The organism is Nitrospira sp. Vd2 (assembly GCF_979581665.1).
In genome coordinates, this window is sequence record NZ_CEFZSK010000033.1 from 186,423 (window position 1) to 207,496 (window position 21,074).

21 protein-coding genes are annotated in these 21,074 nt (G+C 60.9%); 12 read left to right on the plus strand and 9 right to left on the minus strand.

Annotation, left to right across the window (positions count from 1 at the left end):
- Nucleotides 1-113: 113 nt before the first annotated feature.
- From AC1U7K_RS13075 to AC1U7K_RS13090, 4 genes are all read right to left on the minus strand, one after another.
- Nucleotides 114-740 carry a hypothetical protein gene (locus AC1U7K_RS13075; RefSeq protein ID WP_480251839.1) on the minus strand — a complete coding sequence of 209 codons (627 nt, stop codon included), beginning with the start codon at nt 738-740 and terminating at the stop codon, nt 114-116.
- A 216-nt stretch (nt 741-956) separates the two neighbouring features.
- Nucleotides 957-1,796 carry an aldo/keto reductase family protein gene (locus AC1U7K_RS13080; RefSeq protein ID WP_480251840.1) on the minus strand — a complete coding sequence of 280 codons (840 nt, stop codon included), beginning with the start codon at nt 1,794-1,796 and terminating at the stop codon, nt 957-959.
- Entirely contained in the window at nt 1,787-2,404 is a 618-nt protein-coding gene (gene sigZ, locus AC1U7K_RS13085; protein WP_480251841.1) for an RNA polymerase sigma factor SigZ, read from the minus strand. Before sigZ ends, AC1U7K_RS13080 begins: the two co-directional genes overlap by 10 nt.
- The gene (locus AC1U7K_RS13090; protein ID WP_480251842.1) at nt 2,401-2,886 is read right to left on the minus strand and encodes an ArsI/CadI family heavy metal resistance metalloenzyme; all 486 of its coding nucleotides are present in this window, start codon (nt 2,884-2,886) and stop codon (nt 2,401-2,403) included. The genes sigZ and AC1U7K_RS13090 overlap by 4 nt, the downstream gene beginning before the upstream one ends.
- Before the next feature lie 214 nt (nt 2,887-3,100).
- Here AC1U7K_RS13090 and AC1U7K_RS13095 point away from each other — a divergent pair, with 214 nt between their 5' ends.
- Nucleotides 3,101-3,832 (plus strand): DUF3313 domain-containing protein, encoded by a 732-nt coding sequence (locus AC1U7K_RS13095; protein ID WP_480251843.1) that lies wholly within the window; start codon nt 3,101-3,103, stop codon nt 3,830-3,832.
- Between the two features lie 68 nt (nt 3,833-3,900).
- Here the strand turns inward: AC1U7K_RS13095 and AC1U7K_RS13100 are convergent, their stop codons facing one another.
- The 5 genes from AC1U7K_RS13100 to secA form a co-directional block, all read right to left on the minus strand.
- Nucleotides 3,901-4,302, minus strand: coding sequence for a hypothetical protein (locus AC1U7K_RS13100; RefSeq protein ID WP_480251844.1), 402 nt, complete (start codon nt 4,300-4,302; stop codon nt 3,901-3,903).
- 84 nt (nt 4,303-4,386) lie between these two features.
- Nucleotides 4,387-5,169 carry a carbon-nitrogen hydrolase family protein gene (locus AC1U7K_RS13105; RefSeq protein WP_480251845.1) on the minus strand — a complete coding sequence of 261 codons (783 nt, stop codon included), beginning with the start codon at nt 5,167-5,169 and terminating at the stop codon, nt 4,387-4,389.
- 99 nt (nt 5,170-5,268) lie between these two features.
- Nucleotides 5,269-6,138 carry an MOSC domain-containing protein gene (locus tag AC1U7K_RS13110; RefSeq protein ID WP_480251847.1) on the minus strand — a complete coding sequence of 290 codons (870 nt, stop codon included), beginning with the start codon at nt 6,136-6,138 and terminating at the stop codon, nt 5,269-5,271.
- Nucleotides 6,139-6,249: 111 nt separating this feature from the next.
- Complete coding sequence (locus AC1U7K_RS13115) at nt 6,250-7,263, minus strand: methyltransferase (protein ID WP_480251849.1); 1,014 nt, start codon at nt 7,261-7,263, stop codon at nt 6,250-6,252.
- 143 nt (nt 7,264-7,406) lie between these two features.
- Nucleotides 7,407-10,115 carry a preprotein translocase subunit SecA gene (gene secA / locus AC1U7K_RS13120; protein WP_480251850.1) on the minus strand — a complete coding sequence of 903 codons (2,709 nt, stop codon included), beginning with the start codon at nt 10,113-10,115 and terminating at the stop codon, nt 7,407-7,409.
- Between the two features lie 157 nt (nt 10,116-10,272).
- Between secA and AC1U7K_RS13125 the strand changes: the two genes are divergently transcribed.
- The 11 genes from AC1U7K_RS13125 (at nt 10,273) to AC1U7K_RS13175 (ending at nt 20,984) form a co-directional block, all read left to right on the plus strand.
- Entirely contained in the window at nt 10,273-10,578 is a 306-nt protein-coding gene (locus tag AC1U7K_RS13125) for a hypothetical protein (protein ID WP_480251852.1), read from the plus strand.
- 76 nt (nt 10,579-10,654) lie between these two features.
- The gene (locus tag AC1U7K_RS13130; protein WP_480251853.1) at nt 10,655-11,200 is read left to right on the plus strand and encodes a peroxiredoxin family protein; all 546 of its coding nucleotides are present in this window, start codon (nt 10,655-10,657) and stop codon (nt 11,198-11,200) included.
- Nucleotide 11,201: 1 nt separating this feature from the next.
- Nucleotides 11,202-11,501, plus strand: coding sequence for a hypothetical protein (locus AC1U7K_RS13135; protein WP_480251854.1), 300 nt, complete (start codon nt 11,202-11,204; stop codon nt 11,499-11,501).
- Nucleotides 11,502-11,605: 104 nt separating this feature from the next.
- A complete protein-coding gene (locus AC1U7K_RS13140; protein ID WP_480251856.1) occupies nt 11,606-12,712 on the plus strand; it encodes a transporter family protein in 1,107 nt (368 codons plus the stop codon).
- Nucleotides 12,713-12,843: 131 nt separating this feature from the next.
- On the plus strand, nt 12,844-13,914 hold the full coding sequence (locus tag AC1U7K_RS13145; RefSeq protein ID WP_480251857.1) for an energy transducer TonB: 1,071 nt from the start codon (nt 12,844-12,846) through the stop codon (nt 13,912-13,914).
- Nucleotides 13,915-13,924: 10 nt separating this feature from the next.
- Nucleotides 13,925-15,211 (plus strand): sialidase family protein, encoded by a 1,287-nt coding sequence (locus AC1U7K_RS13150; protein ID WP_480251859.1) that lies wholly within the window; start codon nt 13,925-13,927, stop codon nt 15,209-15,211.
- On the plus strand, nt 15,208-15,750 hold the full coding sequence (locus AC1U7K_RS13155) for a TlpA family protein disulfide reductase (RefSeq protein ID WP_480251861.1): 543 nt from the start codon (nt 15,208-15,210) through the stop codon (nt 15,748-15,750). Before AC1U7K_RS13150 ends, AC1U7K_RS13155 begins: the two co-directional genes overlap by 4 nt.
- Nucleotides 15,747-16,058: a hypothetical protein gene (locus AC1U7K_RS13160; RefSeq protein ID WP_480251862.1), complete on the plus strand. Its 312-nt coding sequence runs from the start codon at nt 15,747-15,749 to the stop codon at nt 16,056-16,058. The genes AC1U7K_RS13155 and AC1U7K_RS13160 overlap by 4 nt, the downstream gene beginning before the upstream one ends.
- A 91-nt stretch (nt 16,059-16,149) precedes the next feature.
- Complete coding sequence (locus tag AC1U7K_RS13165; RefSeq protein ID WP_480251863.1) at nt 16,150-18,456, plus strand: TonB-dependent receptor family protein; 2,307 nt, start codon at nt 16,150-16,152, stop codon at nt 18,454-18,456.
- Between the two features lie 154 nt (nt 18,457-18,610).
- On the plus strand, nt 18,611-19,645 hold the full coding sequence (locus AC1U7K_RS13170; protein ID WP_480251864.1) for a tetratricopeptide repeat protein: 1,035 nt from the start codon (nt 18,611-18,613) through the stop codon (nt 19,643-19,645).
- A gap of 370 nt (nt 19,646-20,015) precedes the next feature.
- Nucleotides 20,016-20,984: a ribokinase gene (locus tag AC1U7K_RS13175; protein WP_480251893.1), complete on the plus strand. Its 969-nt coding sequence runs from the start codon at nt 20,016-20,018 to the stop codon at nt 20,982-20,984.
- Nucleotides 20,985-21,074: the final 90 nt, after the last annotated feature.

A 21,074-nucleotide genomic window follows, 5' to 3' on the forward strand; every position in this document is an offset into this window, starting at 1 on the left:
GTTGGAGTGAAATGAAGTAGGCAACACGCCTACATCTTGTCGTCGGTGCGGTCGCTTGGCCGCCCTGGCGCGGAAGGAGATAGCCGCCCGCCGTCAGGCGGGCGGCCGTTCACTTATCTCGTCATCGATGAGCCTTGGTCTGATCCTTTGGCCAGATATTTCAGGGTCGTCACGTTGCCATTATCGTCAATTTGGGCCCTCACACGATCGCCCGTCTTGAAGTCACACGTCCCGATTCGGAATCCGGCGCCTCGGGCCGTCTCATCCTGCCGTTGGCCCTGCGTCAGCTGCTGCTCGCTGGCCTTCGGCGCTTGGTCTTTGCGCGACAAGCGATCCGTCGTGATGGTCTCGGATTGCTTACCCCTCCCGCTCTCACCGCCGCTCGGAGCGGCCGCGCAATCCAGGTTCGTATCTCGATTCACGATCAAACTCACCCGCTCGCCCTGACCACTGCGGATGTCGAAGTTTTCGCCGTCGATCTTCAAAATTTCCCCTTCGACCGTGTAGGGCAGACGAGGAATCGACTTCGATGACTGGATCTTCGACATGTCCGGCTGTTTTTCCGTCTTCTCCATGTCGGAGACTGATCCGGGCACGGGGACGCCCATCGCATTCCCCTCGGACCCCATCTGCTGTTCGAGGCGCTGCTGCGCGGACTGATCACCTTGAGCGCTCAACGCTATGCCACTTCCGACGAGAGTCATCGCACCAACAACTGCTAGCATGTGTTTGGTCATCATAGATACCTCCTTGCGTCGGTTCGCGTTGCTCTATCCATTGAACCTCGGCGGGAGTGTTGCGCGCGGTCAGCCGCACTGGCCTTTGCTGTGCAGAGCCGGTGAGTGCGCATCACGGGAAAAGTTGTACGCAGAACCCCTCGCCTGCAATAGGTCGACTCAGGTTGCGAAGGCGACACGGGCTCGTACGCCATGGTCCTTGATCGCGGGATGCTTGCGTTATCTGCCTATCGTTTCGATGTATCGGATCTCTTCGGGAGTGAGCGCGAGTCGTTCCGCTTCGAGGTCGTCTTGCATGTGCTGAGGATTGGTCGTGCCTGTGAGCGGCAACATCCCGATCTCCATGGCGAAGCGGAAGATCACTTGGGCAATCCCTGTCGCGAGGCGAGCCGCGATGTTTCGAATCTCGGGATCGCCCCAGATCTCACGGTTGGCAGTCAATAAAGAAAAGGCCTGGTAAATGATGTTGTGAGCCCGGCAGATATCTCGGACGTCGCTGTCCCAGCCGAGCGCCGCGTAACAGCGGTTCTGCACGACCATCGGTTTGTGCTTGGCGCGTTCGCAGAGTTCGCTGAGTTGCCCGGCCGACACGTTGCTGATGCCAATCATCTTCGTTCGACCCGATTCATACAGTCCTTCGATCGCCGCCCAGACCTCCCAGTCGGCGGTGCTCAAGCCGTACCGCGAATACGGGCCGTGGAGCACGTATGAATCCACATAGTCGGTGTGCAGGTGAGCCAGAGAACTCTCAAACGACTGTCGAACCTGTGTGGCAAGATCGGCCCTCGGATCATAGGGCAACCGATGATCCTGCCCATTGATCGGGGTGAACTTGGTTTGAAGAAACAGGTCTTCCCGCTGAATCCCCCTCTTCACGAGCGCCTGCAGCGCCTCCCCGACGAGCGCTTCCTGGTAATGAATAATCTGATTCGCCGTATCGATGGCACGAAAGCCGGTCGTCACGGCCAGTTCGACGAGACGGCCGGTCGCCTCCTTTTTCCACGCCGTCCCGTACATGAACGACGGCATCGGCACCCCGTTGTAGGCTTTCAGGGGCATCCCGAAGCCTCAGATATTTCGCAGGGAGATGCGCTTTCACCCCGCACCACATAGTCCACAATGCCGCCGCGGCGATCGAACTCGACGACACAGCACGCTTCGAGCCGGCACCTGAGCTGGCGGCGTCCGCGCTGCACACGCGACTTCACACCGGATAGTGAGAGCCCCAGTCGCTTAGCCGCCGCCTGTTGAGTCAAACCGTTGAGATCGACGAGCACGAGGGCCTCGCGATAGGCCGGAGCCAACGAATCGATCATTGGACCCAGACAGCCGGCCAGTTGCGCTCGAAGCTCACCAGGTGCCCCGGTCTGATCAATACGCGTTCCTCGCACCCCTCCGCCGCTCTCCACCTCGGAGGCGAGTCCGACGGGTATTTCCCGGCGACGAGCAGGATGTCGGTAATGATCGGCAATGGCGTGCCTGGTGATCTGATACAGCCAGGATGTCATTCGTGCAGAATCCTTGAGATGGCCGATTCCACGCTGCACCCGCAACAGGACTTCTTGCAAAATATCATCGGCCTCCGCCTCATCGGACACCCGCTTCAGAATAAAGAGGCGTAGCGAGTCTCGGATGTCTTGCCAAAATTCGCTTGTGGGCTCGCTCATGCCGAGGCCTCCGTGGAGGATACGGTACCGCTCTGTCTTCGCGACGTGCAAGTGGTGGAGGACGATAGAGCGTTGTCTCTCGACTCGCAACAGCCCGTCGTCCTGAGCGGTCCCGTCACCTTTAATTGTTCATGGACCACGAAGATCTCCCACGGGTTGCCGTCCGGATCGGTGAACCACAGTTTAGCTTGCCGGGCGAAGCAACACGCCACATTCTCTTCGACGGCCTGAAGGAGGCCGTGCTCTTCGAGCCGCTGTTTCCACCCGGCCAACTGCTTCATCGACTCCACTTCAATGCCGAGATGGTTCACTGAACTAACGTGCTTCGAGGACGAGACGAGCGAGAAGTTCAGAGCCGGGACGCACACGTCGAACTTGGCATAGTTGACGGTCTGCTTCTGCGGCGGCACGCCAAAGACCTTGAGATAGAACGCAACCGACACGGCGACATCCCGAACGTTGAGCGAGATATGCATTCTCATGACACTCTCCTTTCTCGTGGACCGGAGGGCCTTGGGTCATCCGCTACATCTAGAGACGGACGGACTGGCTAAAGGACGCAGCAGATCCGAGTTCATCAGTGCAGGCATTCCACCGGTCAATTGGCAGAGAAGTAAGGCTATTGAACGTTGACATTCATCGATCTGCGACCCATAGTGCTCTCCCCCACGTTCGCTGCTCACCAAGGAGGCCATCGTGAGTCCTTTACATACATCCGTGCTTCTTACTACGTTGCTGTTGGTGGCCTGGGGATGTGCGGCGACGAAGCAGGCCCGCACCGTCGATCGCTTGGGGTTTCTTAAGGATCTCTACCCGGCAATGACCGCCGGCGACGAGAATGCCGGTGAGTCCCTCCTGGTCTATAAAAATCCGAGGGCGGCTCTCATCCCGCACGGAACCTATACGAAAATCATGCTCGATCCCGTCCTGATCTTTCGTGGGCCGGAATCGAAGATGGCGGGCATCCCGCAGGAGCAAGCGCAGCTCATGGCCGACACGTTCTACGCGCTCATCTACCAGGAACTGTCGAAAGACTACGAGATGGTGGATAAGCCGGGGCCCAACACGCTTCGCGCGCAAGTGGCGATCACGCATTTGGAAAAGAGCTGGCCCATGTTGGATGTGGTCTCGTCGATCCCGGCACCGATGAACGTCCTGGCGGCGGGATCGCTGCTCAAGACGATCGCGACCGGCAAGCCGGCCTTTACGGGCGAGGCGGTCATCGAAGCGAAAGTGACTGATGCGCAGACTGGCGAGGTGCTACGCGCGGCAGTTGACCGCCGGGTGGGAAAGAAGAAACTTGAAGCCGCCTCGTTCAATTCTTGGTCGGATGTCTATGAATCGTTGCGGTATTGGGCGGAAAACGGCCGCTATCAGTTGTGCAAGGCACGCGGCGACCGCACCGATTGCCCCAAACCGCGCGCCTAGGCGAACATGTTCCATCCCGGTGCTCGGCACTGTTGCAATCACTTGACTGAAACGAGAACAGGATCAGCTCAGCGTTTGGCTTCCGGCGGGGGCCAGTCCATATCGGTTTGCCGGCCGCAAAAAAAGCAGGAGAGACGATAGCGGGCCCGGCGGCGAGGATTCGGGAGCGACGTGAACACGATCGGCGTGTCATCGAACGGGCAGAACGCCTGCTGGTGGAGCATGTGGGCCTCCGCCATGGCGATCAGCGATCCCTCATCCCACGGCGGCTCTTGCGGCCCTCGGCCTTGAAGCCGCGCACTCCATCCGCATGACTGGCAGCGACATTGAAACGTCTTCACGCGGTCGTAGCTCTGCGACAGATCCAACGTCTCGACGGGACCGGCACAGCCCGGCTTTCCGCACGGCACGGGCTCATGCTGCAGCGCGGCGACGAATTGATCATGGAGAGAAGTCTTATGAGGGCTCATCGGCACCAAGACCCAAGCGCGCCCATTCTAGCGGCACGTTGTTCACGGCACAACTAGCAGCCACACGAGTGGCTTGCGGGATGGTCACAACCGCACCGACTGGTATGTGGCGGTGGCCAGATCCTGTGTGTCCAGATCCCAGTCGATGAGAACGATGCTCGAGCGCTCCGAGGAATAGGACAACAGCCGCTTCCCGTCCTTGACAATCACGGTCTCCGCCCTCATGAAATTGAGAGCGCCGTCGATGCCGGTGCGATTGCATACGAACAGCGGCAGGCCGGTCGCCTCTGTGCATCGTTCCCACTCGCCGTCCGGACCATGAAGCCCGGGTGCCCACGCGGCGGCGGACACCAGAAGCATCGCGCCCTGGGCGCATAGGCTTCGCGCGATGCCAGTCGAGTAGGCGTCGGCGCAAATCATCAGACCGACGCCCGCGAATGGTGGCACGGCAAGAGGAATGGCGCAGTCGCTGGGACTCGACCACGACTCCGCGCCGACTCTCAGCGTGTTGATCTTGCGGTGACGACCAACAATTCTGCCATCGGCGGTGATGACGAACAGACTATTATGCAGCGCAGAGGATTCCCGATCTTTTTCAGGATGAGAGAGAAAGACGGTCACGCCAAGTTGTCGAACCATTCGGCACAACGCCGTCATCCAGGCGTCGGGCTGCGTGAGAATCCATTCCGTGCCGATAAGCTCGGCGAATGAATAGCCGGGGATGACGAGTTCCGGCGTGACGATCCAGGACGCCCCAAGCCGCGCCGCCATCGTCACCGAGCTTTCGATGAGCCGCCGATTATGGATGAGGTCACCGGGAACGGGAGCGAGGTGCAGCAGGGCGATGCGGAACGTGCGGGTCGGCATGGAGCAGCGATCAAGAAGGCGGAGCTTCGCCTAAGAACAGCGTCCGCCTGCAGCAGTCCACCGACGTGAAGCGGCGGAGATGCCGTTGATCACCAAGAATCAGTCCGCGAATCGTACCGCGTCTCCTCGCTTCATTGTGCCTCCTCGCACCACCGAGGCGTAGACGCCCACATGGCCGTGGTTGTGCTGCACGGCGGTGCGGAGGATGCCGGTATCCTTTGGCAGGTCTCCTTGCGCCAGCGTCGTCATGACGCATCGGCCGCAGGCCATCGTGATATGGAGGCGAACCTGCTCCCCAACTGCAATCGTGTGACCGATCCACGCCTCTTCCGGAAACGCCTGCTCAGCTTCCGATGCGTCGAGCACGATGTTCGGCCGAAAGCGCGGGACTTCAAATCGCCCTTGCGGGTAGAGGTCATGCAGCCGAGAGAGCGTCGCGGTTGTCACCAAATGAATCGTGGCGCTGTCGAAGAAGGTACCAGGCGGCAGCGCGAAGTCGGTGACCGCATTCCGATAGTCCAGCCCTTCCACGTCTGGCCAATACTCTTCCGCCTTGGCCGACCATGAGGCGGAAAGCGAGGATGGGATCCCGCTCAGTTGTCCGTATGCTGTGGCAGCGAGCGTCACCTGGCGCCCTAATACCTTGGACAGGGTCCCATTGCAATCGCCTTGTGTGCTGGTGACCGCCGTTCCGTCGTGAAGCCTGATGCGGACCGGCGGCAACGGGCTCTCACTCCGCGGGGGTTCGAGATACGTTGCACGGCAGGCGAACAGCGTCGGCCATTTACCCGGGTTCTTTGCCGACGCGACCTTACCGTCCTCCGTATCGATCAACGCGTAAGCGCGATCGCCTACCACGCCGCGCTCCGTCACCTGCGCCGTCGTCAATGGCTCTCCGAGCATCGACTTCACCGAGTATCGCCACAGATCGGTGACGGCTCCCTTTATGGGTTCCACCGAGCGTGACATGGTTCACCCTCCCTTAGGACATGGGTCTGGGCCACACTCAGCCGACCATACGCTCCTGTTCCGCCCTCATCAAGCCAATATGGTGGTCAGGACGCGCATGGTATCCGCTCTTCATTTGATCCCCACCACCATCGAATCGGGCCCGGCTAGTGGTTCAACCTTCGTCCGTTTGAAGCCGACCTCCTTCATCCATTGTTTGCAGTCGGCGCCGGTGAAGTCGAAACCGCCGTGCGTCTCGATGAGCATGTTGAGACTCATCAGGAGCCCGAACGCATTTCGCGTTCGTCCGTCGTCGATGATCGCCTCGTGCACGATCAAGGCACCGCCTGATGGAAGCGCGTCGTAGGCCTTCCGCAAGAGCATCATCTTCTCGTCTAGATTCCAGTCGTGCAGGATGTGCCCCATGATCAACACGTCCGCAGTCGGCAGCGGGTCCTTGAAAAAATCTCCGGGATGAAACGTGAGGCGACGATCCAGACCTTTGGCTTTCACATACGCCTCGAAGATCGGCCGCACGACCGGTAGGTCCATCCCGCCGCCGGTGAGATGTTTGTGCGCCAGCGCGATCTCCGCCGCCACGCCGCCCTGCGCGCAGCCGACATCGATGAACGACCGGTATGTGCGCCAGGGAAACTTGCGAGCGATTACCCGGGCCGCGCCGAGGCTGAGCCCCGTCATGGCCTTCAAGAAACCTTCGAGCCGGTGCGGGTCCGCGTAGAGCGTGCCGAAAAAATCATCTCCGGTCTTGTCCTCGTTCTGCGGTTTGCCTGTCCGGAGCGCCTCGGTCAGCGAGCCCCAGAAGCGATAGAGGCGCGCATTTGCCATCTCCAGCATGCCGCCGACGTAGGACGGTTTGTTGCGATCGAGAAAGAGCGCCGTCTCCGGCGTATTGGCGTAGCGCGTCCCGGTTCGCTTCAGCATGCCGAGCGCGACGAGCGCGTCGAAAAAATCTCTCGCGCTCCGTGGATGCAGGCCGAGCCGGGTTCTCAGCGTTTCCGCATCGAGCGGTTTTTTCGCCAATTCGGTAAAGACGCCCAATTCGATCGCGCTCAAGAGAACCTTCGAGCCCGCAAATCCGAAGCCAAGCTGCATGATCGCGTCGGGAGTCGATCGGCGGGTCGCCATGATGTCTCCTTTTTGAGGAAGAGAAATGGCAGGAGGATACGGGGCGATTCGGGCTTCGTCAACTGGAAGAGGAGTTGCGAGCAGGGTCCAAGTGATCGCCAGGATGAGAAGATCAGCAGTGGGCGGCGGAAGAGCGAGTCAGCCTACTTCCCGTGGCACTTCTTGTATTTCTTGCCGCTGCCGCAAGGGCAGGGATCGTTGCGGCCGACTTTGTCCTGCTCGCGATGGACCGTCTTCGCGGCGACCGGCTCTTCTCCCCGATTCAGCGTGAGACGCGGCGTGGGCGCAACGGGTTGAGGCGGAGGTGGCGGCGCTTCGCCGCGAACGACCTGGACGTGAAACAGCCGGTCGAGGCTATCGCCCTTGATGCGTCCCATCATGGCGGCGAACATGTCGAAGCCTTCGCGCTTGTACTCAATCAGCGGATCTTTCTGTCCGTACCCGCGCAAGCCGATGCCGTCGCGGAGTTGATCCATCGCAAGCAGGTGATCCTTCCAGTGGTGATCGATCACGCGAAGGAGGGTCTCCTTCTCGACGTAGCGCATCAGCTCCGAGCCAAGTTCCTTTTCCTTCTCCTCGTAGACTCGAAACGCGTGCGCGCGCAACTCCTCTTTGAGCGCTTCGCGACCCAGCTCCTTCAAGTGCTCCGGGCCCATGCCCTCGACGTGGTTGAGGTTAAGCCCGAATTGCCCGTACACCGCTTCGATCAAGCCGTTCAGGTCCCATTCCTCGGGATACTGATTTTCCGGGCAGAACACGTCGATCATCGAGTCGACGACTTCCACGATCATGTCACGGACTTCTTCGCTGAGATCGTCGCCGGTCAGGATCGCGCGCCGGTGCTGGTAGATCACCTCGCGCTGCTTGTTCATCACGTCGTCGTATTCGAGGAGCTGTTTGCGGATGTCGAAGTTGTGCGCCTCGACTTTCTTCTGCGCGTTCTCGATGGCGCGGGTCACCATCCGATGCTCGATCGGCACGCCTTCTTCCATGCCGAGCTTGAGCATCAGGTTGCTGATGCGCTCGGAGGCGAAGATGCGGAGCAAGTCGTCTTGGAGGGACAAATAGAACCGAGACGATCCCGGATCGCCCTGCCGGCCCGCGCGGCCCCGCAACTGGTTGTCGATGCGGCGGCTCTCATGGCGCTCCGTGCCGATGATATGGAGGCCGCCGAGCGCGATCACCTGCTGTTTATCCGCCTCGCAGTCGGCCTTGATCTCCTCGTAGATTTTTTTCTTCTGCTCCTCGGTCAGATTCTCGTCGCGATAGAGCACCTGCTTGAACAAGAAGTCGGGATTGCCGCCCAACAGGATGTCCGTGCCGCGGCCGGCCATGTTGGTCGCGATCGTGACGGCCCCTTTGCGGCCCGCTTGCGCGATGACCTCGGCTTCCTTCTCGTGGTACTTGGCGTTCAGCACGTTGTGCTTGATGCCATGCCGCTTGAGCAGCGCCGACAGCCGCTCGGACTTTTCAATGGAAATGGTGCCGACCAGGACCGGCTGGCCGCGCTCGTAACATTCCTTGATCTCCTCGACGATCGCGTCGAACTTTTCCTTCTCGGTCCGGTAGATGACGTCCGCATAGTCCTTGCGGATCATCGGCCGATTCGGCGGAATCACGTTGACGTCGAGGTTGTAGATCTTCGCAAACTCTCCGGCCTCGGTATCGGCGGTGCCCGTCATGCCGGCGAGCTTCTTGTACATGCGGAAGTAGTTCTGGAACGTCACGGACGCGAGCGTCTGGTTCTCGTTCGCGATCTTGACGCCTTCCTTCGCCTCGACGGCCTGATGCAGTCCGTCGCTCCATCGCCGCCCCGGCATCAACCGGCCCGTGAACTCGTCGACGATGATGACCTCGCCGTCCTTGACGACGTAGTCGACATCGCGCTTGTAGATCGCATGGGCCTGAAGCGCCTTCACGACGTGGTGAACGAGGCTGATATGGGCCATGTCGTAGAGGTTGTCCACGCCGAGGAGCTTCTCGACGCGGGCATTGCCCTCTTCCGTCAGCGCGACGGTCTTGGTCTTCTCTTCGATCGTGTAGTCGCGTTCGACCTTGAGCTGCGGGATGATCGCGTTGATTCGGTAATAGAGATCGGTCGAATCTTCCGTCGGGCCCGAGATGATCAGAGGCGTCCGTGCTTCGTCGATCAGGATGCTGTCGACCTCATCCACGATCGCGTAGTTCAGGTCGCGCTGCACACACTGGCTCAGATTCGTCACGATCAGATTGTCGCGCAGATAATCGAAGCCGAACTCGTTGTTGGTCCCGTAGGTGATGTCGGCGCGATAGGCTTCCTGACGGGTGCAAGGACGCAAATGCTGGAGGCGCTTGTCGCTCGCCTCATAATAGGGATCGAACAGGAACGACGCGTCGTGTTGGATCACACCGACCGACATGCCGAGCGCATGATAGAGCGGGCCCATCCATTGCGCGTCGCGCTTGGCGAGATAGTCGTTGACGGTCACGAGATGCGCGCCCTTGCCGGCGAGCGCGTTCAGGTACAGGGGGAGCGTCGCGACCAGCGTCTTCCCTTCGCCGGTCTTCATCTCGGCGATTCGCCCCTTGTGCAAGATCATGCCGCCCATGAGCTGCACGTCGAAGTGTCGCATGTTGAGCACGCGCTTCGACACCTCGCGACAGAGCGCGAATGCTTCGGGGAGCAGCGCGTCCAAGTCCTCGCCGTTCTCGTGACGCTTGCGGAGGCCCGCCGACCGGTCGATCAGTTCGGTATTGGACAGGGGAGCGACCGTCGGCTCGAGCGCATTGATCTGCGCGACGATCGGCCGCAATTGCTTGATCTCCCGATCGTTCTTACTGCCGAATATGAGGTTGAGTATCTGGGTCAGCATGAAGATCGACAGCAGGCTGGGCTGCGGTTACCCGTCAGTATACCGTAATCGCCCGCCGAATCCTATATAACACAACTAATGACCGCCCGGTCGTCGAACAACCGTTGCTCTGTGATTGTCTTGACACCAGAAACCGCCTTTGCCTACTATCCCCGCTATGCGACGATCCGCCATCCGTGTCATTGCCGCCTTCTTGGCCGTGGGCCTCGTCCTCGTCGCGGCCTTTCTCTACCCGCAAACGGTCGCTCATGCTGCACACCATGACACCCATCATCAGGCTGCCGGGCATAAGACCGCCCTGTGCAGTTGGATGTGCGCTGCAGGTCACGCGGTCGACGCTGCGGCTGTGGACCTATCGGGGGTCATCAATCTCCGCGCCATCGTCGATCCTGCTCCACCGATTCAGCCGCTCACGACCTTCATCTCTTCCACACTGACCCGCGCTCCCCCGCTCGCTCGCTAACCACGGTCGACCGTCGACTCGATGCCCACCCCTGGGCATCACCGAAAACCACTCTGCAGTTGGTGTGGGGGAAGCCATGCGTGTCAGCGATCATCGATTCATCTTGGCCGCCATCTTTGTATTAACCCTGACCACCGGGCCTTCATCGGATGTCTGGAGCATGGGACAGCGGGCGCCCGTTGTCGGCAGTCCCGCGGCCGATTTCAGTCTGCCCGACCTCGACGGCCACCCTCGGCGATTGAGCGAGTATCGGGGGAAAATCGTTCTGCTGAATTTTTGGGCGACCTGGTGCAAACCCTGCACGACCGAAATGCCGGCCATGCAAACCTGTTACGACAAGATGAAGGACAAGCTGGTCGTCCTAGCGATCAACGAACTGGAAGAGACCGAGAAGGTCCGCGAGCACATTCGAACCTACCGACACACCTTCCCGGTGCTGCTCGACCGCGACAACAAGGTCGCCAATCAGTACGGGGTCTTCGGGCTGCCCGTCAGCGTCTTCATCGACGAGCAGGGCGTGGTCCAGGAGTACATCAAGGGCGGCTTGCTGACCGAACAGAAGATTGACGACGTGGTGGAGCGGCTCGCTCAGAGCTCGACCCGGGCGGCGTCGTTGCGCTGACATGAGTGGGCTCCCTCGCCATCTGCTGGCCGGCGTTCTTGCGGCGTATCTCCTCGCATTCGGCGCCGTCGCCTATCCGCAGACCGTCGGGCATGCCGCGCATCATGCGCACCACCACGGAGCCATGCACAGCCCCGCGCTTTGCGGCTGGCTCTGCGCGGCCGGGCATGCGATTGAGCCGTTTCAAGCTCCATACGCCGTCACGTTTCATCCGACGCCGTCATTTCCGCTTCACCTCGTCACACCCGAGAGCCTTCGGCCTGCGCCGGTCTTCCCACCGCGTGGCCCACCCTTCTCCTGACCATCTTCCATCGTAATTTCCAGAGCGCCCGTCGCCCGGGACAGCGTCAGGCTACGTAGAAGGCCGGCTCTGCTCGTGCATCGACTCGGATAAAGGAAATCACCATGACTGCGTTCACAACCGTGCGGCGGCTTGCCGCACTTGCGTTCGTCGCGCTCCATGCCGCTGCCTGGCCGTTGGTCGCGCCGGCGTCATGTGGCTCCGTCACCTGCTTTGTCGTGATCGGCTCGCAGCAGCAGGTCTCTCCCGCGGGCCTGCTCACCGTCAACGCCATTTACAATTACACCCGCCAGGGAACGCTGCTGCCGGGCACGACCGGCATCATCCCCGCCGTCGATCCCGACAACCGTCAGCTCATCCTCAACCACCACCGGGAACTTCGAACGCTGACCCAGACCTACAGTCTGGATTTCAACTATGGCTTGACGGACAGGATCGGCGTCGAGGTACTGATCCCGTATGTCCGACGGAGGCACCAGCACATCGACGGGCTGGGCGAGGTCAACGGCGGCGACGGGCAGCAGACGAGCTTCTCGGATAACGGCATCGGCGACGTCTTCATCAATCTGAAATACAACCTGCTCCCAACGCTGCGCAGCATGGTCGTGACCGCCTTCGGGGTCTATCTTCCCACCGGCGACTGGAGACAGAAAACCGCCGGCGCCGGCGGGGACGCCGAAACGATGGAACCGACGGCGCAGATCGGCCGCGGTCAGGTCGGCTTGCAGGCCTCGATCTTCCAAACGTACGAGCTCATCCCGCATCGTCTCGGGCAGTTTGCATCCGCGACCTATCGCCATACGTTCCGGAACAACTTCGGCTATCAATTCGGGGACCAGTACGATCTGAACGCCGGCTTCAATCTCGTCACCGTCCCATGGTTCACGATCACCAACCAGTTTAATTACCGGTACATGGTTCACGACTCGTTCAGTGGCTCGTTGGCACGGTCGGCAGACCCGAGCGATGCCGATTTCCCCGCCGAGCCCGTGATCCTCGATCCCAACATTACGAATCGCGCGGTCCCGACGACGGGCTCGACCTTCCTCGCCTACTCGCCGGGTTTTCTGCTGAGCCTCGGCCCGACGACGCAGTTTTACTTCTTTGCCCAGATTCCCGTCGTCCGAGATTTCAACAACAACCTGGCGCAGAGCACGAGCTTCGTGTTCGGGCTGACGCAATACTTTCAAGAGCCGAGTCTCTTCAACTGACAGCTCGTGATGAAGGTCTCACTGAAGGAGCCTGCTTGAAGAGAGGAGGGAACGGGCAGATGGAGCGTGTCTGGGAGAACGGACGGTCCGCAATCACAATGGGAGTCAATCGGCAACACATACATGGCTGGATGTGTTCTCTCGTCGTCCATGGGGTCATCGTCATGCTCGCGCTCTCCATCGGCGCCCGCATCACGTTCTCGCCGCCATCCGAACCGTTTCGCTGGAACGTCGCACTCGTTACACCGGCGACGCCGTCCGAGACCCCTGTCGATGCCTCGGTCCCTCCCAGTGCCCCGCCTGTTGCTCCGACACCTGAGGTGAAGCCATCTCACGCTGCTTCCGCATCCCGACAGGTGGAGCAAAGCCGTTCACCGGCCGTGCCGCATCGTGAAACAAGACGCGTTGAGGCCGCCGTACAACGGCCTGACCCTCCGCCGGCACCCGCCCCACCTGAACCGGTGTTGGAGCGGACGATCGAGCCACACTCGCAGACCGCCATGGACCAGGCTCTCGAACCGCCGGCACCCGTTGCCCCATCGCCTGTGAAAGAGCCGCATAGCCGCGCAACGACCATGACGCCAACCGATGAGCAGTCAGCCGACATGCGTCCATGGAACGACCAGCGCTTCCCGAAGCCATTCAACCGGAGTCGTCTGCCCGTCCGTCACGCTGAAGCAAAGGAAGAGGTGAGCCGGCCGTCGGAGGAGAGGCCCGCGGCCCCCGCTGTATCGGATCGATTCGCCGGCGAGGCAGCGGAGTCCCGGCCGGTAACGGCGAAGTCTGATACCGAACCATCACCACAGACCGCCCATGAGCCCGAACCCGCGACTGCTGGAGAGCCGACGGCGGCGGAGCAGCCCTCTTCACCACCGCTGGCCTCAAAGCCGCCCGATGGACGGTCTCCCGTTCGGCGCGACTACGGCTGGATTCGCGACGCGGTAACGCGACGGATCATGGAGTTGAAGCACTATCCTGCCCAGGCACGGCTCAACCATTGGGAGGGCAAAGTCGTCCTCCGCGCCGTCATTCGCTCGGATGGTCACCTGGCCGATCTCATGGTCAAGCAGAGCTCGGGACATCGCGTGTTGGATGAAGCCGCCATGGAAGTCGTCCGGCGGATCTGCCCGATTCCGCTGAAGTACGAGCTGGGGCGCCCGGACATCGTCGTGATGATCCCGATTGACTATAAGCTCGACTAGGAGGAATGCCATGATACGGCCACCGTTGCCGCTAACCTGTGCCCTGATCCTGTCGGTTGCCCCCCCGCTCTCGGCTGAGCTCGAACAGCAATCCGGCGCGAGGCCGAGGGAGGCGGCATTGGCGCCACGGTCGGCCATCGAGATCTCGGCAAAAGCGGTCGTCGGCCCTTCCATCGTGATAGACGATCGAGAGCGAATCCATCTCGTCTGGGTCGAAGAGCACCAGCAGGGACGGGAGATCCGTTACACGTCCGCGGCGTCGACCGATCAGCACTTTCGCCCCGCCGTGACCGTGAACGGGGCGGACGAGGCGCCATACTGGCGACAAGAAGCGCCCGCCCTCGATGTATGGGGCGAACAGGTCTACATCACATGGGCGAAGTCGGTACTTCCGGCACCATCGGACAAACCCTTTGCCAACGAGTTGCGGCTCAGCCGGTCGGTGGATGGAGGCAGAACGTTTTTGCCTTCCACGGTGATCAACGACGACGGCCAACCGTTGAATCACAGTTTTGATTCGCTCCATGTCGACCACGATGGCGTCATTCACGTCGCATGGATCGACGGGCGCGACGGCCAGAAGGACTCGGCGACGTATATCAGTCGATCAGGTGATCACGGACAGACGTTCGAGGCGAACCGCAAGATCGACGGCGACACCTGCGTCTGCTGCCGAACGTCAGTGGCCGTCGGCTCCGACGGCGCGGTCTACGTTGCGTGGCGAAAAGTCTTGGGGGAGATCAGGGAAACCGTCGTCGCTAGATCGGATGACGGAGGGAAGAGCTTCACACCGGCCGTCGTGGTTGGAAACGACCATTGGATCTATCCCAGTTGCCCACACCGCCCGGCTTCGCTCGGTGTGGACGAGGCCGGCCGAGTCTACGTCGTCTGGTACACCGAGGGAGAGGACGAGACACCGGCTGTCTATCTCGCGTATTCCGATGATCGCGGCCGGACGTTTTCACCGAAGCGCATGTTGAACGTGTCGAAGGGCACCTTCCCCGATCACCCGCAACTTGCGGTCGATGCAAAAGGCCGGATCGTCGCGGTGTGGGAGGAACTGTCGCCCGTTCGCCGTGAAGTCGTCATGACTTATTCGCTCGATCGCGGCACGACATTCAGCCGGCCGGTGAAGTTGAACGAACGAAAAGGTGAAAGCCCGGCTGTATCGGTCAACACAACTGGACACTTCGTACTGGCCTGGAAGGAGCACGTGATGCCGGCCCACCGCCTCGTGGTGCAGCCGCTATCGTTCACCGACGGCTCGGATAGCGGGCGAGCGGAGCGAACGCCGTGAAGGCAGGGATTCGTCGGCGCCTGATTGTCAGCCTCATCGCTATGTTGATCTGGCTGCCGAGCCAAGGCTTCGGCGCCGATGACGGGGAGATCAAGGTCAGCCGGGTGGGTGCCGGCACACCGATCCCATCGTTTACGCTCCCAAGTCTCTCCGGAGCACCGATCAGTTCGGCCCAACTGGCGGGAAAGATCGCCGTGCTGAATTTTTGGGCCACCTGGTGCGGGCCGTGCAAAGACGAAATGCCGGCGCTCGACCGGCTCAGCCGTCGATTTGACCCACGCGACGTTGCGATTCTGACCATCACGACCGATCACGACGACGCGACGATCCGGCGGTTCATGCAACAAGTCGGATCGACCTTACCCGTGCTGCTCGACGAACAACGCGACGTCTCGCTGGCTTTCCTCGTCCGCGGTCTGCCCACGACGATCCTTGTCGGTAAGCGCGGCCACATTCTCGGGCGAGCGGTCGGCCCCCGCGCCTGGGACGGTCCCGAGGCGATCCGGTTCATCGAAGGTCTGCTGGAGGCGGACCGATGACGATCGTCGCCCGGCACGTCGCTCTCTGTGCCATCGTGCTGTATGTGCTCTTGGGCTTCGCGTCCGCGGCGTGCCCCGCCTCTTCGGATCGCCTCGACCGCACCCACCATCACGGACACCAGGCGGGCCATACCATCGCCTGCGCATGGGCCTGTCACGCGCAAACGAACACGGCCGCGATCGACGCACCGCTGAGCCTCGTGCTTGAGGCCCCGGCCGAATTTGCACTGAGTCTCGGCGCTCACGGAGACTCGTCGGTCTCCCCTCTGTATCATCCCGCTCGCGCCCCTCCCGCTCGGCTCCTCTGACATTCGCCTCAACCTTCTAGGCGTTTCCTGCTTCGAGTCCGCGCCCGTCGCTCTGAACGACGTGCCGATGAGTGGAAAGGTTTGCACGACCATGATGGTTTTATTGCTTAGTTATTTATTTGCTCTTCTCAGCTCTGCCCTTCTGTTCCTCGTCGAGCCGGCGACGATTGCCGCGCAGGGTGGCGGGGAGCGGCCGGTGGACAAGTCGCAACGCAAGCAGCAACTGCAGCAACAGCTCCGGACGATCCTCGATGAATTGGATCAATTGAAGCAGGAGGAAGAGGAAGCGACGACGGCGCCGGACGAAGCAACGACGGCGGTTACAGCGGAAGAAGCGGTCGAGCCCGGACCGCCACCCGAGATCGCGCTGGAGGACATGAGCATCATCAGCCGCCGGCTCTTGAAACGGCCCGAGGGCGTCACGATCATGTCCACGGTGCCGGCCGAGTATGAGAACCAGCCGACGCGGACCCTGCGCGAGTCATTGGAATCCCTGCCCGGCGTCGTCATTCGCCAAGCCAACGGCCCGCGCGATTTCAGCATCTCGCTACGCGGCTCTGGCGTGAAGACGACCTTCGCCATCCGCGACATCAAGTTGTACGAAGACGGGATTGGTCAGACCCAATCCGACGGCCTCTCGCGGCTCGACATTCATGATCCGTGGTTCATGAAAAGCGTCGAGGTCATACCGGGTGCCTCTTCCTCCATGTTCGACAATTACGCGCTCGGCGGCATGGTTCATTTCCGCACCCGGCGCGGCTCGGACATCAACGGCGTGGAGTCTTTTCTCAGCGGCGGCTCGTTCGGCTATCAAAAATACGCTTTCGCCGTCGGTCAGGAATACAGCAATCTCGACATCGCCATGTTCGCGAGCGATCAGCTCGAGGACGGATTCATCCGGCACAGCGGCTACAATACTCAGACGCTGAATTTTAATTTCCGCTTTCGCGTGAGCGATAAACAGACCTTTTACTTCAAGGCGCTGACCAACTGGCTCAGGACACAAGTCCCGACGCGACTCACGATCGCGCAGTTCAATGCCGATTCTCGTCAGGCGGGCGGTACGAATCCCACCAACGATGCGTTGCGACTGAACCAAGGGCGACTGGACCGCCGCACGATCATCGGCGGCTTGTACGAGCACCAACTCACCGCGAACACCGTGCTGACGATCGAGGCCGACTACGACGTGAAGGATATCAATCAGACGTTCACGCAGATCACGGACAACGTGAATCCCAACTACAAGCACTACACCGACCTTCGCCACGATGGACGCCTCGGGGAAATGCCGCTCCGCAGCTACGTCGGCTTCTTCGTCAACAACATGGAGCAGGAGGGCCAGACGTTCAACAATCTGGGTGACTTCAACGGCACGCGCGGGACGCTGGCGCAGAACAACCGCTTCACCATTCGCAATATCGGCGGACGGTTTCGGGAGGAGTTGGAATTTGCGCCCAAGTGGGTCCTCGCCACCGGGCTGGGCTTCGAGCAATCGATCATCGGCGGACAAGTCATCAACTACACACCGGCGGGCGCCGTCAGCTCGCGGGTCAATGTGAGCCGCACCTGGTACAACTGGGCGCCGGAACTGTCGGTGACTTACAAGCCGAGCGACATGTCGAAGTATTGGGTCCGGGGGTCAACGGGATACGGCATTCCGCAGCTCAGCAATCTCACCACCGATCTGAGCGGTCTCGCCGGAACCAACCTGGCCCTCAAGCCGCAAAAGAACGTGAACGTGGAGATCGGCGGGGATACGAAGCTCTCCAAGACCTTCTCCGTCCATCTGGTCGGCTTCTGGGTCTTCTTTCGAGACGAAATCATCTCGCAGCTGAATCCCGTCACCGGGCTGTCCTTCGCGGTGAATGCCGACTCGTCCGAATACCGAGGCATCGAGGCGGGCTTCGATTGGCGGCCGCTGGACGGGCTGCGCTTCTCAGGGGCATACACTCACATCGATGCGCGCTACATCAATTTCACCGATCAGTTCCGGGTGAACGGGCTCGGACCGGTCACCCAGGTCGTCCAGGACGGAAAGATGGTCCCGAACGTGCCGCGGGACGTGCTCGATCTGAAGGGGGAGTATGAACATCCGTCGGGATGGGGTGCCTGGATCGAGGGGATTTACTGGAACAGTTATTTCTTGAACAACGCCAATACCGTAGGCGCGCCCTCCTATTTCATCGGCAACGTGAACATTCACAAGCGGGTGGACTTCAAGAACCGGTACGTCCGCTTCGCGACTGTTTATGCGGAACTGGACAATATCGCCGACAAGCGCTACGTCGCATCCGGCAATGTGGTCGCAGACAGCGTGCCGGATGCGCAGAAGACGCTCTTCTTTGCCGGCTACGGCCGCGCCATTTACGGCGGCGTCACGCTGGGGTTGTTTTGAAGACGCTAGGGCGACGCCACGGTGATCGGAACCACGCTGCCCCGCTTGCGCTGACCTGGTATCACGTCTATAGTCGCGGCTGGAAACTCCGCAGGAACACCAGGAGGACGATTACGACGTGCGAACGACACGCCGTCAGCCGTGGAAAGTGAGCATGATAATTGCGGCCGGCCTGCTGTCGTTCATCTGGTCCCTCCCCTCACCGCCGGCGGCGCAGCCGGAGGCCGCGCAGCGGCACTATCAGCAAGCGCTGACCTCCTACAAGCAAGGCCATTACGATGCGGCGGCAGAGGCGCTGAAGAAGGCGCTGGCCGTCCAACCGCAATATGCGGAGGCGCACCACCTGCTCGGACTCGTTTACTTTCAGGGGCGCAAGCAGCCCACGGAGGCCGTGCTCGAGATCAAAAAAGCACTCACCGTCAATCCCAACTTTCCGCACGCGTATTACGACCTCGGCCGGATTTATCAAAGTCTCGACAAGACGGCTGAAGCCGAGCAAGCGTTTTCACGCGCAATCGACCTCGCGCCGCAATTTGAAGAGGCGCATCTCGCGTTGGCGAAGCTGTACGATCATGACAATGCCGGTGGCAAGGCGGTGCAAGCGTACCTCGCGGCACTGGCGATCAGGCCGGGCAATCCTGAAGCGCTCTACAATCTGAGCCGCCTTTACGAGAAACAAGGCGACCTGCGACTGGCACGTCACACGCTCCAGCAGCTCACGCGCGTCGATCCGATGAACGCCGATGCCTGGTACCTCCTCGGCCGGATGGCGGAACGGGAGAATAACATCGACGAAGCGAGCGACGCGTATCGCCGCGCGATCCTCGCCAAACCCGATCTCGTCGACGCCCACTACAATTTGGGGTTTCTCTATCGGAGCGCAGGCAAGCAGGGCGCGGCGGTCAAGGAGTTTCTGGAAGTGATTCGCTATCGTCCGGAGTATGCCGAGGCGTACATGAACCTAGGCATGAGCTATACCGCGCTCGGCTTCTTCGATGAAGCCGAGCAGGCGTATGAGCAGGCGATTGTCTTGAAACCTGCCCTCGTCGAAGCGCACTACAACGCCGGCGTCTTCTATGAGCTCCATCGAAAAGACTCGATCAAGGCCCTGCTCCACTACCGCAAATACCTCGAGCTTGGCGGGAAGGACGAGCGCGTCGAGCGCATCGTGAATCAAACGCGACGGTAACCCGCATTATTCATGATGGTTCGTCGCAAAATCATGGAGCCGCGTCGCGAGATGGGCAAGCACAGCCGCGAGGGAAGGAAGCATCTTCACTGCGGTATGTTGACTGACCGAAAGCAGCGGTTCCGCGATTGCAGCAGAACTGTTCATGAATCATGCGGGTTAAGGGACGGCCTTCGGCGAGGGGGCGACACATCATCGATCCCGACGAAGCTTGACTTCTTCCTCTACACCTCGCTTTTCCTCTATTGACTTCCAGCGGATCGAAAATCAAGCCGGCGAGCATCCCAAGGCAAGATCGCCTGCCGGTTCGACAGCTCGCTCATCCCTACGCCGATAGGAGTCTTCGGCGCTCGACGATATTCTTTAATTGATGCGCCGGCCCTCCCACCGACCGAGCGGAACTTCGGATGTCCTCGTCATCGGAGGCGCGAGTACTGACTTCGTCGGCTCCGGGACGCGCCTCCCGGGACCCGGAGACGAGCTCAGCGGCGAGCAGTTTCTCGAACTATGCGGCGGGAAAGGCGCGAACCAAGCCGTGGCGGTGGCCCGGCTCGGTGGTTCCGTCGCGCTGATCACGCGCGTGGGAAAGGATCGTCGCGGCGATGTGATGATCGCGCATCTGGAACGCCAGGGGGTCGAGACGCAGTTTTGCATTCGCGATTCCGACGAGCAGACGAGCGCGATTCTACTAATGATCGACCGGCACGGCACGAAACAGACGCTGACCGTGCCAGGGGCCGTGGCTCGCTTGAGTGCCGCCGATGTTGATCATGCATGCGAGCTGTTCGAGCGCGCACGGCTTCTCGTCATCCAATTTGAACCTTCCATTCCTACCGTCTTGCACGCGATCGATGTGGCCCATGAGTTTGGACGACCGGTCTTTCTCGACGGCGCACCGGCCGAGCCCGTTGACGAGAAGATCTGGCAGAGGATTCATCTCGCCCGCATGAACGCCAAGGAAGCCCGCCACCTGACGGGCGTGAAGGTCGACGACCTCACCACGGCACGGCAGGCCGCAGCCATTCTCATTGCGCGCGGCGTCCGGGTCGTGGCGATCGAGGCCAGCGCGCACGGCAATCTGTTGATGTGGCCGGACGGTGAAGAGGTGCTTCCTCTCGTCCCCATTCGAACGGTTGATAAAACGGGCGCCGGCGATGCCTTCATCGCCGCACTCGCCGTTGGCTATCTCGAGGGTCGGTCGTGGACGGAAGCGGGCTGGTTTGCCAATGCGGCCGCGGCCCTTACTACAATGCAACTCGGGGCCGAACCGGCGCTCCCCACCCGCCAACAGGTGTTCACACTTCTGAAAGAGATCGGGAAGGCCCATCTCATCCAATAGCGCTTGAAGATCATTCGTTCCCGCCCTCGGCCGGCCTACTCCACAGAAGGCAGCCTGCGGCTGACGCTCAATCAAGTTCTCCTTTGTTAG